We start from the raw sequence: 15463 nt of genomic DNA on the forward strand, positions 1-15463 counted from the left end.
GAGGACAGTCATGACTAAGAAGAAAAAAAGTATTATAAGTGATCAGAGATTTATTGTATTACTGGTTATTATCGCACTGACTGCGGTATTCTCCATTATGAGTAAGGAGTTCAGACAGTATACAACACTTTTAAGTATGTTAGATTTTTCTTACTATGATCTTCTGATGGCAATTGGTGTTACATTCCCTCTTATCACTGGAGGTGTAGACCTGTCAATCGGAACCGGTATGGTGTGTTACGCACTGATCGCCGGAACAATGGTAAGAAGCCACGGATGGCCGGTAGCAGCAGCTATGGTACTTTGCCTGGTATTAGGTCTTGTGATCGGAGCACTGAATGGTGTTCTGATCGGAATCATGAACCTGCCGCCATTCCTTGCAACTCTTTGTACCTGTATGATTACCCGTGGTGCTGGTTCTCTCTGCAGTGCAACACCTTGGCCGGGACTTACACAGGACGGTGGATGGTTCCATTCAATCTTTAAGATTACCGTTGGTACAGGAAGAAGTGCTTCCCGTTACCCGATCGGTTTCCTGTGGATGGTTCTTCTGGTACTGCTGATGGAATTCGTTCTGAATCACACAAAATTCGGACGTTACACCATCGCAATCGGATCAAACAAAGAAGCAGCAGCTCTTTCTGGAATCAATGTTAAATTCTACCATGTAATGGTATATGTAGTATGTGGCCTGTTTGTAGGTCTTGCAGCAATCGCTTATGCAGCAGTTACACCTACTGTACAGCCTGGTACCGGTGCCGGACTTGAAATGGATGCGATCGGCGGTGTATTCGTCGGTGGTGTTGCAGCAACCGGTGGTTACGGTTCCGTAATCGGTACATTTGTTGGTATCTTCGTTATCATGCTTCTGAAGACTGGTCTTCCATATGTAGGACTTCAGGCTAACTGGCAGCAGATCATCACAGGTCTTGTTCTTATCGTAGCAGTCCTGATCGATATCATCAAAGAAAAGAAAAAAGCAGCAATGTAAAGAAAAATTGTTTTACAATTTTTCTTTATGAGCAAGTAGCGAAGCGGATTGCGAATTTCCCGTTTGGCTGAAAAAAATTAAATAACGTAGAATATTTATTAAAACTTCATAAGGATGTGGGGCGTCAGAAATTCCTACTGACGTATCATCATAAAAACTATATAATTTATAAGGAGGAAGTAAATTATGAATTTCAAGAAAGTAGTAGCATTAAGCATCTGTGCAGCAATGGTAGCAGGTATGTCAGCTTCAACAGTTATGGCAGCAGATCTTCCGGATCAGTTCAAAGATCTGAAAGCTAACGAAGCTTACGAATTCCCGATGATGGTTAAATCTTTCCAGTCTACATACTGGGATGCAGCTCAGGAAGGTATGAAACAGGCTGCTGAAGAACTTGGTGTTACTTATACAGCACAGGGACCGAACAGTGAGTCCGATATCGCTGACCAGGTTAACATGGTAAACACAGCAATCGCTTCTAACCCGGCTGGATTAGGACTTGCAGCTTGTGATACATCTTCTGTTCTTGACGCTCTTCAGGACTGCGTTGACAAAGGAATTCCGGTTGTAACATTCGATACAGGTATCGCTGATGCTCCGGAAGGATCTATCGCTTGCGAAGTCTGCACAGACAACGTACAGGCTGGTGCAGTAGCAGCAGAAAACATGTATCCGGCAATCAAAGATGTAGTAGCTAACGCAGAAGGACAGGTTGTTATCGGTGAAGTTAACCAGGATGCTACAGCTCAGAACATCCAGCAGCGTGGTGGCGGATTCATCGACAAGATGATCGAACTCCTTCAGGCAGATGGCAAAACAGTAGCAGTAGCTGGTAACGAATTCTATGTAAACGCAGCTCAGGGTGCAGACGCTACAGAAGCTGACGCAGACGTTGTTATCCAGGTAGCTGTTCCGGCACAGACAACTGTAGAGCTTTGCTCCAATGAAGCTCAGGCAATCCTTTCCAAAGAAAACTGCATCGCTATCTTCGGTTCCAACCAGACAGCAGCAGAAGGTGTTCTTGCAGCTAACGCAAACCTGAACGTTCTTGGATCTGATGCAGCTAACGGCGACGTTATCGGTGTTGGTTTCGATGCTGGTTCTATCATTAAAGCAGCTGTTCAGGATGGAACATTCCTTGGTGCAGTTACACAGTCTCCTCTGATGATGGGATACTATGCAATCTACGCTCTGACAGCAGCAGCAAACGGACAGGAACTTGAAGATGTTCCTACAGACGGATACTGGTATGATTCCACAAACATGGATGACGACAGCATCGCTCCAAACCTGTACGACTAAAACGAACGCAATTTCTAAAAAGAAATGCGTAGACTGCTTGCAGACTTAAGCATTTCTTGAGGAAATTATGTGAGCACAGCGAGCACTGAGGAATCGTAAGATTCCGAAGTGGCGTTCGATAATACTATACTTACGGGTTAGATCCCCCAGGGCAAATGCCTTGGGGGACTTTTTTTAACAAACGCTAAGCATCGAATCTGATAATTAATTTATTTTTGATGTTAATTTTGTTCTTAGGAGTTTTGAGAAAAACAAAACTTGCAAATCAGGACCTTTTTTTTGACAAACGAGGTTCTTATATATTGAAGAAATATGTGTTAATATGCTATTATGAAATATGAAAGAACACGTTTGACTACAGCACTTTGCACAATTACAGATGCTGTACACATCTTACATATTTAGGAGGATTTTACAATGGCAACATATTATGCAGCAGTAGATATGGGTGCATCCAGTGGACGTCTGATCCTTGGACACATGGAAAACGGAAAGATGGAGCTCGAAGAAATCCATCGTTTCGAAAATGGAATGGTTAAGAAAGACGGCGAACTCTGCTGGGAATTTGACCGTATTTTTAAAGAAATCGTGACCGCTCTCAAGAAATGCAAAGAGATTGGCAAAGTTCCGGTAAGCATGGGCGTGGATACCTGGGGCGTTGACTTCGTACTTCTTGACAAAGATGACAAGGTACTGGGAAACACCGTTGGATATCGTGACCACCGTACAGATGGAATGGATGAAGAAGTTTACAAATACATTCCGCTTGATGAACTGTATGCAAGAACCGGTATTCAGAAAGCAATCTTCAATACAGTATATCAGCTGATGGCAGTTAAGACCAAACATCCGGAATATCTGGAACAGGCAGAAACACTGCTTCACGTACCGGATTATTTCCACTTCCTGCTGACAGGACAGAAGACCTGTGAATACACAGAAGCTACAACAGGTCAGCTGGTTAACGCAGAGACAAAAGACTGGGATTATGAGATTATCGACAAACTGGGATATCCAAGAAAAATTTTCCAGAAACTGATCATGCCTGGTACTGTTGTCGGACATTTGACAGAAGAACTTCAGAAAGAAGTTGGATTTGACTTAGAGGTTGTTGCACCGGCAACACATGACACAGGATCAGCAGTTCTGGCTGTACCGGCAAACGATGATGACTTTATCTATATCAGTTCCGGAACATGGTCCCTGATGGGAATCGAAAGACAGACTCCGGACTGCTCACCAAAGAGCTGTGAACTGAACTTCACAAACGAAGGCGGATATGCAGGACGTTTCCGTTACCTCAAGAACATCATGGGTCTGTGGATGATTCAGTCTGTACGTCATGAAGTAAACGACAAATACAGCTTTGCTGAGATCTGTGCTATGGCAGAAGAAGCAAAAGACTTCCCGTCCAGAGTAGATGCAAATGACGAATGTTTCCTTTCACCTGAAAATATGACAGAAGAAGTAAAAGATTACTGCCGCAGAACAGGACAGAAAGTTCCGGAAACTATGGGCGAGATCGCAACAGTTATCTACACCAGCCTTGCTGAATGCTATGCAAAGACAGCAAAAGAACTGGAAGAGAGCACAGGAAGAACTTACAGCCGTATCCACGTAGTAGGCGGTGGTTCCAATGCAGGATATCTGAATGAACTGACAGCAAAAGCAACAGGCAAAGAAGTTCATGCGGGTCCTGGAGAAGCAACTGCAATCGGTAACATTACCGCACAGATGCTCAAAGCCGGAGATTTCAAATCCATTGAAGAGGCTCGTACAACTATCCATGAGTCCTTTGGAATCAAAATCTACAAGGCATAATTAAGATAAGAAACCATTTTGGTTGCACGTTAAGGTGCGTTTACATATCTACAAAACAAAATTGGAGGTTTTATTATGTTAGTAAACACAAAGGCAAAAGTCGGCGTATTTTCTATTGCTTTAGGAGCATATCTTCCTCAGTTCCCGTCACTGGTACCTGAATTTGAAGCTCAGTATGAAGCATTCAAGAAGACAATTCCGGATACAGTAGAGATCATCGACGGAGGAATGGTAACAACAAAAGAACAGTCTATGGAAGCCGGAGATAAATTCCGTGCAGCAGATGTAGACCTTGTATTCCTTCAGATGCTGACATATGCTACATCTTACAATATGCTTCCTGCAATTCGTGACCTGGATGTGCCGGTTGTTCTGGTTAACGTTCAGAAACTGAAAGCACTGGATTACGATCATACAGATATCGCTGCATGGCTTGGTGAAGGATATGCCTGCGGTGCTGTTGGAGAAGCAGTTGCTGACCTTGAGAGAGCTGGTAAGAGACACGCTGTTATCACAGGTGTTGTTGAAGGCGGAGACCCGGCCGTTCAGGCTGAAATCGAAGACTGGTGCAAAGCTGCTCAGGTAAGAAGAAGATTCCGTGATACTAACATTGCTCAGATCGGAAGACCTTATCCGGGTATGATGGATCTTTACATCGACGAGACAAACCTGTACAACAGAATGTTCCTGTATACCAAACAGTTTGACTGGGAAAAAATGTGGGCAATCGCTGATGATATCACAGATGAAGAAGCAATCCGTGCAAAGGCACAGGATATCCTTGATACATTTGATATCGAAGGCGGCGGCACGATCGAAAAAGTATGGGATATGGCCAAATACGTTGTTGCATTCGAAAAATGGGTTAAAGACGAACATCTTGGAATGGTTGCTTCCCATTATGACGGATTTGCACAGGGCAAAGCCGGTGTCCTTGACAGTATGCTGATCCCGGCATTCTCCATGCTGATCAAACAGGGTACTGCATGCGCAGTTGAGGGTGACATGAAAGTTGCTATGGCAATGAGCATCCTGAAAACAATTTCCGGTACAGGCCAGCTGTCCGAAATGTACTCCATCGACTTCAATGATGACATCTGCATCATCGGACATTCCGGAAGTGGAGATGCTGATATTTCCGATAAGAAACCTACCATGAAGATCGTACCGGTATTCCACGGCAAAACAGGCGGCGGATACCTGACACAGTTCTATCCATACACAGGTCCGGTTACCTATCTTGCAATCACACAGGATGCTGACGGACACTTCAAATTTGTTGTTGCAGAAGGTGTAAACGAAGAAGGACCGATCCTTTCCTTCGGTGATACAAACATGAGAACACGTTTCACATGTGGAGCAAGAGAGTTTGTAAACCGCTGGAGCGAAGCCGGCCCGACACATCATATGGCAGCAGCTACAGGAAGACATATCGATACCATTCTGAAGGTTGCAAAAATCTTCAATGTGCCGGTTGATATCGTTACAAGATAATTTAACCATCTATCCATACACATATTCATATTCAAAAAAGGAGATCGCGAAAGCGGTCTCCTTTTTGCTGTACTGCAATGATAAACAAATACAGTGTTTTATTATTTATTATTTCCTTGCCGGAATCCTTATCTCAACTTCTGTTCCTTCCTCTGGTTTACTCGAATACTTAAGCCCATAATCCGGACCATACAGAATCTGCAGTCTTCGATGCGTATTATATACAGCGATATTGGTGCCTCCGGAAGGACTGATGCCTTCGCCGGAGAGAATCGTAGAAAGTTTTTCGGAGGAAATTCCAACACCATCATCAGAAATCAGGAGAACGATATCGGAATCCTCCATCCAGCCGGTAAGAACGATGGTTCCGGTTTTATCTGATTTTTCCAGAATACCGTGGAGAACAGAGTTTTCAATGATTGGCTGCAGAGTCAGTTTCGGAATCTGATAGTCCAGCAGTTCATCCGGAATATCCAGGATAAATGTAATGCTGTCGTGATAGCGCATATTCTGAATCTGCAGATAAATATCGACATGTTCTGCCTCACGGGAAATCGTACTGATGCTCTGCTTGCGGCTTAGCGTCAGTTTGTAGAAGCGGGAAAGACTCTGGACAGCCTGAGAAACTTCTTCAGTCCTTCCCTGTTGGGCCAGCCAGTTGATCATGTCCATCGTATTGTAGAGAAAATGTGGATTGATCTGTGCCTGCAGAGAATGAAATTCAGCAATTCGAAGCTCTTCGGCTGCTTTTGCCTGCTCGGTCATAAGTTGATCCATTTTTCTGGTCATATAATTGTATGTATCGATCAGATCACCGATCTCATCATGATATTCCGGGCTTTCCATAGGACTCAGAGTACCTTTTCGTACCTTGCTCATCTGATGGATGACAGAGGAAATACGGTTGGTAATGGAATGCGACATAAAGTGAGCCAGAACAAGAGCGAATACCAGAAATCCAAGATACATCAGAATATACTGGATCATGATGGTATTACTCTGGGTGATCAGCGGACCGGATGGAAGTACAGTGACCATGAACCATCCCGGCTGTTTGATATTATAAAATCCGGCATAAACTCTGGTATCCAGGATGTCTCTTTCAATAAAATTATTGGAAGACATGAAAGAATCTTCAATGGCATTGTAATCCAGAAGATAAATTCCGGAAAGGGAATCGTTTGAGGAAGCAACAATCGCATTTCGCTCATTGATGATATAGGAAACACTTCCGTCGATCGTCAGGTTGGCTTTCAGCATGCCGGTCAGATGTTCTGAAGAACTGTAAACAGCGATATATGCCTGCCGTGCATTTCCCTGATAATAGAACGTTGTGGAAGTGATATATGCCAGATCTCCGTAGTTCTCTTTTTCACGTTCACCCAGATAAAAGGCAGGACAGAACAGAGAAGACTGTTGCGTGCCCTGAAAAATACCGTACCAGTAAGTTCCACGTGCCTTACTCATGGGAGAAAAATAATCTTTCGTCAGAGAATCATTAAAAAGACGCACAGACTGAGGAGGGAAATCCATAAAGATCTGAATTCCGGTGATCATGTCGGAAGCAATCATATTTTCGGCACAGGCATGAAAATCCTGTGCACTGTCCGTGTCAAGAAACATCTGAAACGGAGAATTGACCGGCTGATGAAAGAGGGTCTGGAAAAACTCCTGATCGGTGATTTCATCATGCGCATCAATGATCTGCTGGACAAGGTCTTCAATATAGGGAGCAGTCTGAGCAGAAGTATCCTGTTCCTGACGGATCGTGTAGGATACGACCATGTCATAGAGCTTTCCGTAAAAGAAGCAGGCCATCATAATAACAGGTACAGTTGCTGCAAGCAAAAGTACCAGTGTAAATTTGGATTCCAGTTTCATATCACCGTAGGAATGGCGAATGCGTGAAAATAAATGACTCATTGTAAATTTTGCTCCCTGTATTCGGATGGGGAAAGGCCACTGTACTTCTTGAAACTTTTTCCGAAATAATTTCCGTCACTGTAACCCACACGGGAAGAAATATCGGAGATCTTGAAGCGTGCATCTTTCAGAAGCTGTTTGGCTTTTTCCATACGGTATTCGGTAAGGTACTGATTCAGTGTCTGGCCGGTCTCACTTTTGAAAAAGGTACATACATAGGAGGTGGAGAGAAATACATGAGTGCTGATATCTTTTACAGAAAGCGTTTCGTTCATGTAATTCTTGCTGATATAATCCTTGATCAGAAAAATCGTGGGATTCTCCTGAGAAGTACTTTCTGCTTTTTCAAAATATTCTGCAGTCTTGTCCAGCAGTGTCTGGTGAAGTTCAGGAAAAGTGAAGCAGTCATCGATTGTCTCTGCAATACTTTCCACGTTTCCGGATCCTGCAATCTTTTGCTGATGTCGTGCATCCTCCAGACAGAGAAAAAGTTTGTAATAGAGATCTTTGACCGGATTCTGAAGGAATCGATGGTTTTTATAAAAAGTATCATAAAGTCGTTGAAGAACGGTCTGAGCGGCGGCATTATCCAGATGGGAGAGCGCGTCAGCAAAATCAGCAGCCGGAGTGTCGGCAAAAATATTATTCTGCACATCCGGTGTTTCGTTCAGTTCTACAGTGGTCAGCAGTGTATTTTCCGGGAAGAAATAGCTGCTCTGCAGCAGAATAACAGCAGAAGTATATGTCTGATAAGCTTTTGAAATTCCGCAGGCTGTATCTCCGCATGCCATGGAATAGCGGCCGAATTCAGCAAAATGTTCGCAGAGAAAATTGCTGACAGACTGCAGCTGCCGTGCAGTTGGCTCATTCTGTGAAAAAAGAAAATAGACCAGATACTGCATTTTCTTTTCCAGATAGATGCATTTCATATGGAAAGGCTCCAGGAAATCCTGAAACTGCTGATAAAAGTCGGTCATAGGAGGTGCTGCGCTTTCCAGAAAAAGACTGGTCTTTGCGATAAAAGCAGTGAAATAAGTGCCACCGTTCAGCGTGAGATTCAGATCCCGGGCAAGCTGCTCGATCGTAGAAGCATTCATACCGTATGGCATAGTGAGCTGGAGGGCCAGACGAGATGCTGTCTCCATGGAATGCAGGGTTTCACCACGGCGGGAGTGGACTTTCTGGATATAGAGTTCTCTTGCCTCACGGATCGCAGCTTCAATCTCTGCCAGAGAAAAAGGCTTTTCAATGTAGTTGACAGCTTTTAGTTTGATCGCAGCTTTCAGATACTCTTTGTCAGAATAGCCGCTCATAAAAATAGGGACAGTGTCAGGAAGAAACTTTTCCAGACGTTCCAGCATGGTGATTCCGTCCATACGTGGCATACGGACATCACACAGAACAATCTCCGGTTTGCACAGGCGTGCGGTCTCCAGACCGTGCACACCGTCATCTGCCTGAAGAACCTCGGTAATTCCAAGGGAATTCCAGTCGAGGGAGGAGATTACGCCGGTACGTGTAAGCTCTTCATCGTCTACAATCAGTAATTTCATGTTGTTCTCCTTTGTGTCAATACAGGAACGTAACTATCACAGGTGCTTGATTTGCTGGAGGATTCGATCACAGATATCTCCAGAACAGGGTTTCCGTATCTCATTAAAGAGATGGTTGACTCGTTCACGTTCTTTCTGCCAGGACTCACCGTTGTCCAGAAGGACCGGAAGAAACTGTTTGAAGCTTTTCGGTTTGGGACCAGGGGTAACTGTATCATAGTCAAAATTCATTCCCCGCCCGTCAAGATATTGCTGTCGGTCATAAGGTAGAAAAATCATTGGCTTGTCAGTAAGCAGATAGTCAATATAGATACTGGAGTAATCCGTGATCAGACAGTCAAAGATATTCAGAATGCCGGTAACATCCTCGGCTTCCTGATTGCCAAGAAAACGAATCCTTTTTCCAAGATAAGGAGCAGCAGAGCCCTGTTCTGCTACGTGGGTACGTATCAGAAGGAGCAGATGATTTTCTTCAAGGAAGTTCTCCAGTTGTTTCTGATCAAAATCTTCAAATGGAAAAAGTTGTACCTGTCCGTAATCACGGAAAGTAGGCGCATAAAGAATCGCTCTGGAATATTCCGGAAGGTCCGGATAAAAACCGTTCAGGATTTTGTCGCGGTCATTTGTCTGAAACATGCCATCGTTTCTTGGCTGTCCCCACACTTTGATCTTATCCTCGGAAATAGCAAAGCTTCTGGCCATGAGAGAAATCAGTTCATGAGAAGTTGTAAGTACGCAGGTATAATTCTCTGAAAAGATTTTTCGGAAATAGATGCGTGCAGCTTTTTTCAGATTCGGATCCAGAAGTGCAATCTTTTTAAGAGGAACACCGTGCCAGAGATTGATGATCAGTCGGCTGCGATTGAGATGTGTGCCATAGGCAGGCAGTCCGGCAGAAGTAAACCAGACACCGGACTGCAACGCAGTGCGGATGCCGGAAGGAGTCTCTGTTTCGATAAAATACCGACTTCCGTACTGTCTGGAAAGGCTGTCTCTCAGTTCTGGATCATTGATCACAAAAAGAGGTGTGACTTCCGGAACATGTTCTTTTACATATTCAAAAAGATAGCGGGAATTGTAATTGTAATGGCAATTGTCGGTAGAAGAAAAAAGCCATATATATGGATCCGGATGGATTCCGCCAAACAGTTTCAGCCAGCCTGTATATAAAAGATTTTTTGCTTTTCCCATGTGTGTTTAAGTCCTTTCATGATGTGAGATGCGTACGGTGTCACTGAAAAGCTGTTCAGTCAGAGAAGAAGAAACGGCATTGATCTGGTCAAAATCAACCTGAAGCGGCAGGACTTTTCCTTCTGCAAAAAGGTTCATGCCCTGCAGAATGCCTTCTTCAGAGCTTTCAACGAGGGTTCCGTGGTATTCTGTCATAAATCCATGACATCCGTTGACGTCACATGTTACGACTGGAATTCCCAGAGTAGCAGCTTCCATCAGAACGATCGGGCGGCCTTCATAAAAAGAAGACAGCAGGAACAGATCACAGCACCGTAAGACCGGCATTGGATTCTGCATGGAGTAGATCAGAACAATGTGATCAGCAGCTGCAAGGGAACGGGCATAGGAGACCTCTTCGTCGTAAAGGGTTCCGACGCCGCCGATGAGAATCAGCCAGGTATCCGGATGGCTGGTCCAGTAGGTATTAAAAGCATTCAGAAGCCGGGTATGTCCCTTTTCCGGAGAATAGCGTCCGATACTGATGAATTTATGCCCCTGGCCGTTGAGAATCTGCGAAAGCTTTTCTGGAGAAACCGTGGATCTGGTCGTTTCCTGGAAAGAAAAAGATTCCAGACTGCGCTTCAGGACGGTCTGATGATCATGGCAGTTATTGATGACCATGACCCTGGCCGGATCTGCACCAATGCCGTGAATCGTGGAATCCAGAATGTCATTGCTGACAGTGACGATATGGTCATAAGTCTGGTAAGCCTCATGAAGCAGCGGAAGATTCTGATTTCCTTTGGTACGGATTTCATCCGCCATATCGTTGTGAACCCAGATGACCCTGCCACAGGGAGATTCTTCAAAAAGGGAAGTGATATATGCTTCGTAACCATTATAATGAACTACAGCAGAAAACTCAGTACTGCCAAAATGTTTCTGCCATTCACGCCGGTAGGCAGTGTGCACACGCCGGTCTGCCAGAGAAGAATTTTTGCCGCGCATTTTGTACATCAATGCAAGACCGGTCAGAATATCCATGTTCATTTCGCTTGCAAGAGGATAAATCCCGACATGTTCCGGAATGCGGTTCATTCTTTCCGGATGTTCTTTGACAGAGATCAGACGGAAAGACAGGAAATAATTGTATTTGTCAAGATCCAGTTCATGAAGCATGGCATAGAGGGCACTGGTGATGCCATTCTGATCCAGATCACCGCCATAGAGCAGGATATTTTGCTTGCCGTTTCCGCAGTAAGTTCTGGTGCGGCAGCAGTTCTCACCAAGAAAGACCTGACGACAGATCTTTTCAGCACCATGTCCGTCTTCATAGGTAGCATAGGTTTCCATAAAAGCATCGGTAGGAGTGCCGCCATTTTGGTGAACGAACGGAATGACATCTTCAGCTTTTTCTGTATAGTGGAACGGATAAGATTCCAGATTTTCATACATGCCGCGGGTACTCTCGTATTCCAGACGGTCATAAGCATAAAAGATGATTTTTTTGCCACTGTTGGCATAGTCATAAAAAACGCTGGAATAATCGGTGATCAGTGTATCGCAAAGGCTAAGACCCTCATACGTATCCCAATCTGAGGGGAAGGCACGGATATGACGATAATGATCGAAGTTTTCAGAACCATGCAGAAACGGATGGAGCTTGACAAGAAGTATTTCATTGTCGTTTAACTGCTGGTCCCAGAGAGAAAGACTGTCTGATAAAGTCTGCATATATTCCTGCTGTTCCACCTGATTGAAGATTCCGCGATAAGTAGGAAAATAAGTGATCAGGAATTTGTCCCTGAGTCCGGCACGTTCTTTCAGAGCAGAATCTGGTTTGTGCCGGAAGATATCATTGCGCGGATAGCCTTCATGCAGAACAGTTCCGCGATACAGTTTATCCAGCATGTAGGCTCCGGACATTTTTTCCTCCATAAAACGGTTTGGAAATACCAGATAGTCAGAATCCAGAAGATTGCGAAGCACATTTCCCATCGTGACCATCTCCGGACGATTGTCACGTCCCATTTTTTTGAGCGGAGTACCATGCCAGGTGTTCAGATAGATCTGTCCGTCTTTTTTTATGAAACGTCCAGGAAAGGAAGAATCATTTACGAGATAACCGGCACGGCTGAGTGCTCTGTAGTAAGCAACCGAACCTGTGCGCACAAAATGAACTCCCTGGATGGAGTTCTTGTGGAGTTTCTCTTTGATTTCGTTTTCGACGCTCTTGTGGACAGACAGGACAAGCGTGAATTTGTGATAAGGCTCTTTACAGAGCTCTTTTAATAAGGAAAGAATATTACTTTCCAGTGCCTTGCCACTTCTGGATTCCAGAAGGATCATATGTGGATCAAGACTGTTTCTTTCATAAAAAGAGTTGTAAAAAGGATACCAGCTCCCGCTTTTTAATTTATTTTTCACTTTGCCAAGAAAGCTCATTTCCGGATTTCCTTCCATATAAATATACTTTAATCGAATATATTTACTATATCAAATGCAAAATCCCATGTCAATGTCGTGTAAAAGGAAGAAACACTGTGAACAGTGAACAATGCAGGGGAGGAATTTTTTGCGATAGCTGTAAAATATTACCCATTAACAGGAAAATATTTTACCCTGATTCCAAATATTTTCCTGTTTTGGGAAAAAGATTTTACTGTTATAATGATTTCAGACTTAAGAAAAGGGAGGAAAGAGCCGTGTCTGAATATGTTCTTGAACTTAAAGGCATAACAAAGATTTTCCCGGGCGTTAAGGCACTGAACAATGTGCAGTTCCAGTTAAAACCTGGCGAAGTTCACGCACTTATGGGTGAAAACGGTGCTGGTAAATCAACATTTATTAAGGTTATTACCGGTGTACATAAGGCAGAAGAAGGCGAGATGTTCTTAAATGGACAGAAGGTGGATTTCAAAGGACCGAAAGATGCACAGGCAGCAGGTATTGCAGCCGTATATCAGCATCCGACATCTTATCCGCATCTGACCGTTGCAGAAAATATTTTCATGGGTCACGAGATCATCAAAAACAGAATGATCCAGTGGAAAGCCATGAACACAGAAGCGAACAAACTTCTGAAACAGCTGGATGCAGACTTTGATGCAACAGCAGAAATGGGTACTTTGAGTGTTGCTCAGCAGCAGATGGTTGAGATTGCAAAGGCAATGTCCACCAACGCAAGAATCATCATTCTTGATGAGCCTACTGCAGCACTGACAAGATCTGAATCCGAAAAACTTTACACACTGGTTGATAAATTAAAAGCTGACGGAGTTTCCATCATCTTCATTTCTCATCGTTTTGAAGATATGTACCGTCTGGCAAGCAGAGTTACTGTATTCCGTGATTCTCAGTACATCGGAACTTATGATGTAGACGGAATTACAAATGCAGATCTGATCAAGGCAATGGTTGGTCGTGAGATCAAAGACCTGTTCCCGAAACCGGAAGTAAAACTGGGAGATGAGATGCTCAAGATTGAGAATCTTTCCAGAACAGGTTATTTCAAAGACGTATCCTTCAGTGTTCGTGCAGGTGAGATCCTCGGACTTACCGGTCTGGTAGGTGCAGGACGTACCGAAACTGTAGAAGCTGTCTGTGGTATTACACAGCCGGATTCCGGTAAGGTTTACCTGGAAGGCAAAGAAGTTCACATCAAACAGCCGTCCGATGCAATGGAAAAAGGTATCATCCTTCTTCCGGAAGACCGTCAGAAAGAAGGTCTGATCATGAGCTGGGGACTTGGAAGAAACGTAACACTTCCTACCATCAGCAAATATGCAAAGAGCGGTATCAATGATGAGAAGACAGAGCGTGATCTTGCAAAGAAACTTCTTGAAGAGGTTGATACAAAAGCAGTTGATATCTTCCAGCCGGCAAGCTCTCTTTCCGGTGGTAACCAGCAGAAAGTTGTTGTTGCCAAGGCTCTTAGCCAGGAAATGAAAGTTGTTATCATGGATGAGCCTACCAAAGGTGTAGACGTAGGTGCAAAAGCTGAGATCTATGCGATCATGGGTGACCTTGCAAAGAAAGGATATGCAATTATCCTGATTTCTTCCGAAATGCCGGAGATCCTTGGTATGGCAGACCGTATCGTCGTTATGTGTAACGGACGTAAGACCGGTGAGCTGAACCGTGGCGAAGCTACACAGGAGAGAATCCTTGAACTCGCAATGGAAAAAGGACATACAGGGGGTGCTGAATAATGGAAAAGAAGTCAGTCATGAAAAAGATCACAGGCTCCCGTGAAGCACTGCTCGCAGTTGTCCTGATCGTTCTTTTTGTAGTCATTACAGCAATCAACCCATCATTCCTGACACCTAAGTCACTGATGGATATGCTGAAAAATAACGCAGTAACAATGGTAATGTCACTTGGTATGCTTTGTGTAATGCTTGTTGGCGGTATTGATATTTCTATCATGTCAACACTTGCACTTTCCGGTATGAGCATTGGTATGCTTCTGAAATACGGACATATCTCCAGCACACCGCTTGCATTCCTGATCGCAATTGTGATCGGTATCGCATGTGGAGCAGTTGTAGGTCTGATCATTTCAAGAGCAGATGTTCCTCCGATCATCGCAACCATGGGCTTCATGTACATCTACCGTGCACTTGGTTATCAGGTATCCCACGGTGGTGAATGGGCAAGTGCAGCAGCACTTGGTAACTTCAAGAATTTTGCAACAACAAAATTCCTTGGACTGAATGCAGTCATCTGGGTAATCATTGTATGCTATATCTTCTTCTTCTGGTTCATGAAATGGACGAGAACAGGACGTATGATCTATGCAGTCGGAAGTAACCCGAGTGCAGCAGAAGTATCCGGTATCAACGTAAAGAATATCAAACTTCTTGTTTATACCATCATGGGTCTTCTTGCAGGTCTTGGCGGAGCTCTTCAGGTTTCTGTATATGCATCCGCAATGCCTGATATGCAGTACGGCGGTGAGATGGACGTTATCGCAGCCTGCGTTATCGGTGGTGTAAGCATGAGCGGTGGACGTGGTACAGTAATTGGTGCTTTACTTGGATCCCTGATCCTTGCAACAATCGCAAAAGCACTTCCGCTGATCCCATTCTTCAACCAGTTATGGCTGAACACAATCAAGGGTATTATCATCCTTGTCGTAGTAGTAATGAACGTAATCCTGCAGCGTATCGCTGATAAGAATGCACTGAAAGGAAGGGAGATGTAA

10 protein-coding genes are annotated in these 15463 nt (G+C 44.1%); 6 read left to right on the top strand and 4 right to left on the bottom strand.

Features of this window, described 5'->3' with window-relative positions; all coding sequences use genetic code 11:
- Window positions 1–10 precede the first annotated feature (10 nt).
- From KQI91_RS04865 to KQI91_RS04880, 4 genes are all read left to right on the top strand, one after another.
- The gene (locus KQI91_RS04865) at window positions 11–991 is read left to right on the top strand and encodes an ABC transporter permease (protein WP_216391735.1); all 981 of its coding nucleotides are present in this window, start codon (window positions 11–13) and stop codon (window positions 989–991) included.
- 186 nt (window positions 992–1177) lie between these two features.
- A complete protein-coding gene (locus KQI91_RS04870) occupies window positions 1178–2293 on the top strand; it encodes a substrate-binding domain-containing protein (RefSeq protein ID WP_216391736.1) in 1116 nt (371 codons plus the stop codon).
- A gap of 417 nt (window positions 2294–2710) precedes the next feature.
- Window positions 2711–4114, top strand: coding sequence for a rhamnulokinase (gene rhaB / locus KQI91_RS04875; RefSeq protein WP_216391737.1), 1404 nt, complete (start codon window positions 2711–2713; stop codon window positions 4112–4114).
- Window positions 4115–4189: 75 nt separating this feature from the next.
- Window positions 4190–5608 carry an arabinose isomerase gene (locus tag KQI91_RS04880; protein WP_216391738.1) on the top strand — a complete coding sequence of 473 codons (1419 nt, stop codon included), beginning with the start codon at window positions 4190–4192 and terminating at the stop codon, window positions 5606–5608.
- Window positions 5609–5716: 108 nt separating this feature from the next.
- Here KQI91_RS04880 and KQI91_RS04885 read toward each other — a convergent pair whose 3' ends face one another.
- The 4 genes from KQI91_RS04885 to KQI91_RS04900 are packed head-to-tail and all read right to left on the bottom strand — an operon-like array spanning window position 5717 to window position 12702.
- A complete protein-coding gene (locus KQI91_RS04885) occupies window positions 5717–7531 on the bottom strand; it encodes a sensor histidine kinase (RefSeq protein ID WP_216391739.1) in 1815 nt (604 codons plus the stop codon).
- Window positions 7528–9084 carry a response regulator transcription factor gene (locus KQI91_RS04890; protein ID WP_216391740.1) on the bottom strand — a complete coding sequence of 519 codons (1557 nt, stop codon included), beginning with the start codon at window positions 9082–9084 and terminating at the stop codon, window positions 7528–7530. Before KQI91_RS04890 ends, KQI91_RS04885 begins: the two co-directional genes overlap by 4 nt.
- A gap of 36 nt (window positions 9085–9120) precedes the next feature.
- The gene (locus tag KQI91_RS04895; protein ID WP_216391741.1) at window positions 9121–10275 is read right to left on the bottom strand and encodes a CDP-glycerol glycerophosphotransferase family protein; all 1155 of its coding nucleotides are present in this window, start codon (window positions 10273–10275) and stop codon (window positions 9121–9123) included.
- Window positions 10276–10281: 6 nt separating this feature from the next.
- The gene (locus KQI91_RS04900; protein WP_216391742.1) at window positions 10282–12702 is read right to left on the bottom strand and encodes a CDP-glycerol glycerophosphotransferase family protein; all 2421 of its coding nucleotides are present in this window, start codon (window positions 12700–12702) and stop codon (window positions 10282–10284) included.
- Window positions 12703–12962: 260 nt separating this feature from the next.
- Between KQI91_RS04900 and KQI91_RS04905 the strand changes: the two genes are divergently transcribed.
- Together KQI91_RS04905 and KQI91_RS04910 are read left to right on the top strand one after the other, a co-directional pair.
- Window positions 12963–14468, top strand: a complete 1506-nt coding sequence (locus tag KQI91_RS04905; protein ID WP_216391743.1) for a sugar ABC transporter ATP-binding protein — start codon at window positions 12963–12965, stop codon at window positions 14466–14468.
- On the top strand, window positions 14468–15463 hold the full coding sequence (locus KQI91_RS04910; protein ID WP_216391744.1) for an ABC transporter permease: 996 nt from the start codon (window positions 14468–14470) through the stop codon (window positions 15461–15463). The genes KQI91_RS04905 and KQI91_RS04910 overlap by 1 nt, the downstream gene beginning before the upstream one ends.

Origin of the sequence: Blautia sp. MSJ-19, assembly GCF_018918125.1 — a bacterium.
Taxonomy (GTDB): domain Bacteria; phylum Bacillota; class Clostridia; order Lachnospirales; family Lachnospiraceae; genus Blautia_A.

Coding starts and splice junctions, on each gene's coding strand:
- rhaB (WP_216391737.1), top strand. CDS start 2,711: ATGGCAACATATTATGCAGCAGTAGATATGGGTGCATCCAGTGGACGT.
- KQI91_RS04885 (WP_216391739.1), bottom strand. CDS start 7,531: ATGAGTCATTTATTTTCACGCATTCGCCATTCCTACGGTGATATGAAA.
- KQI91_RS04900 (WP_216391742.1), bottom strand. CDS start 12,702: ATGAGCTTTCTTGGCAAAGTGAAAAATAAATTAAAAAGCGGGAGCTGG.
- KQI91_RS04865 (WP_216391735.1), top strand. CDS start 11: ATGACTAAGAAGAAAAAAAGTATTATAAGTGATCAGAGATTTATTGTA.
- KQI91_RS04890 (WP_216391740.1), bottom strand. CDS start 9,084: ATGAAATTACTGATTGTAGACGATGAAGAGCTTACACGTACCGGCGTA.
- KQI91_RS04910 (WP_216391744.1), top strand. CDS start 14,468: ATGGAAAAGAAGTCAGTCATGAAAAAGATCACAGGCTCCCGTGAAGCA.
- KQI91_RS04895 (WP_216391741.1), bottom strand. CDS start 10,275: ATGGGAAAAGCAAAAAATCTTTTATATACAGGCTGGCTGAAACTGTTT.
- KQI91_RS04870 (WP_216391736.1), top strand. CDS start 1,178: ATGAATTTCAAGAAAGTAGTAGCATTAAGCATCTGTGCAGCAATGGTA.
- KQI91_RS04880 (WP_216391738.1), top strand. CDS start 4,190: ATGTTAGTAAACACAAAGGCAAAAGTCGGCGTATTTTCTATTGCTTTA.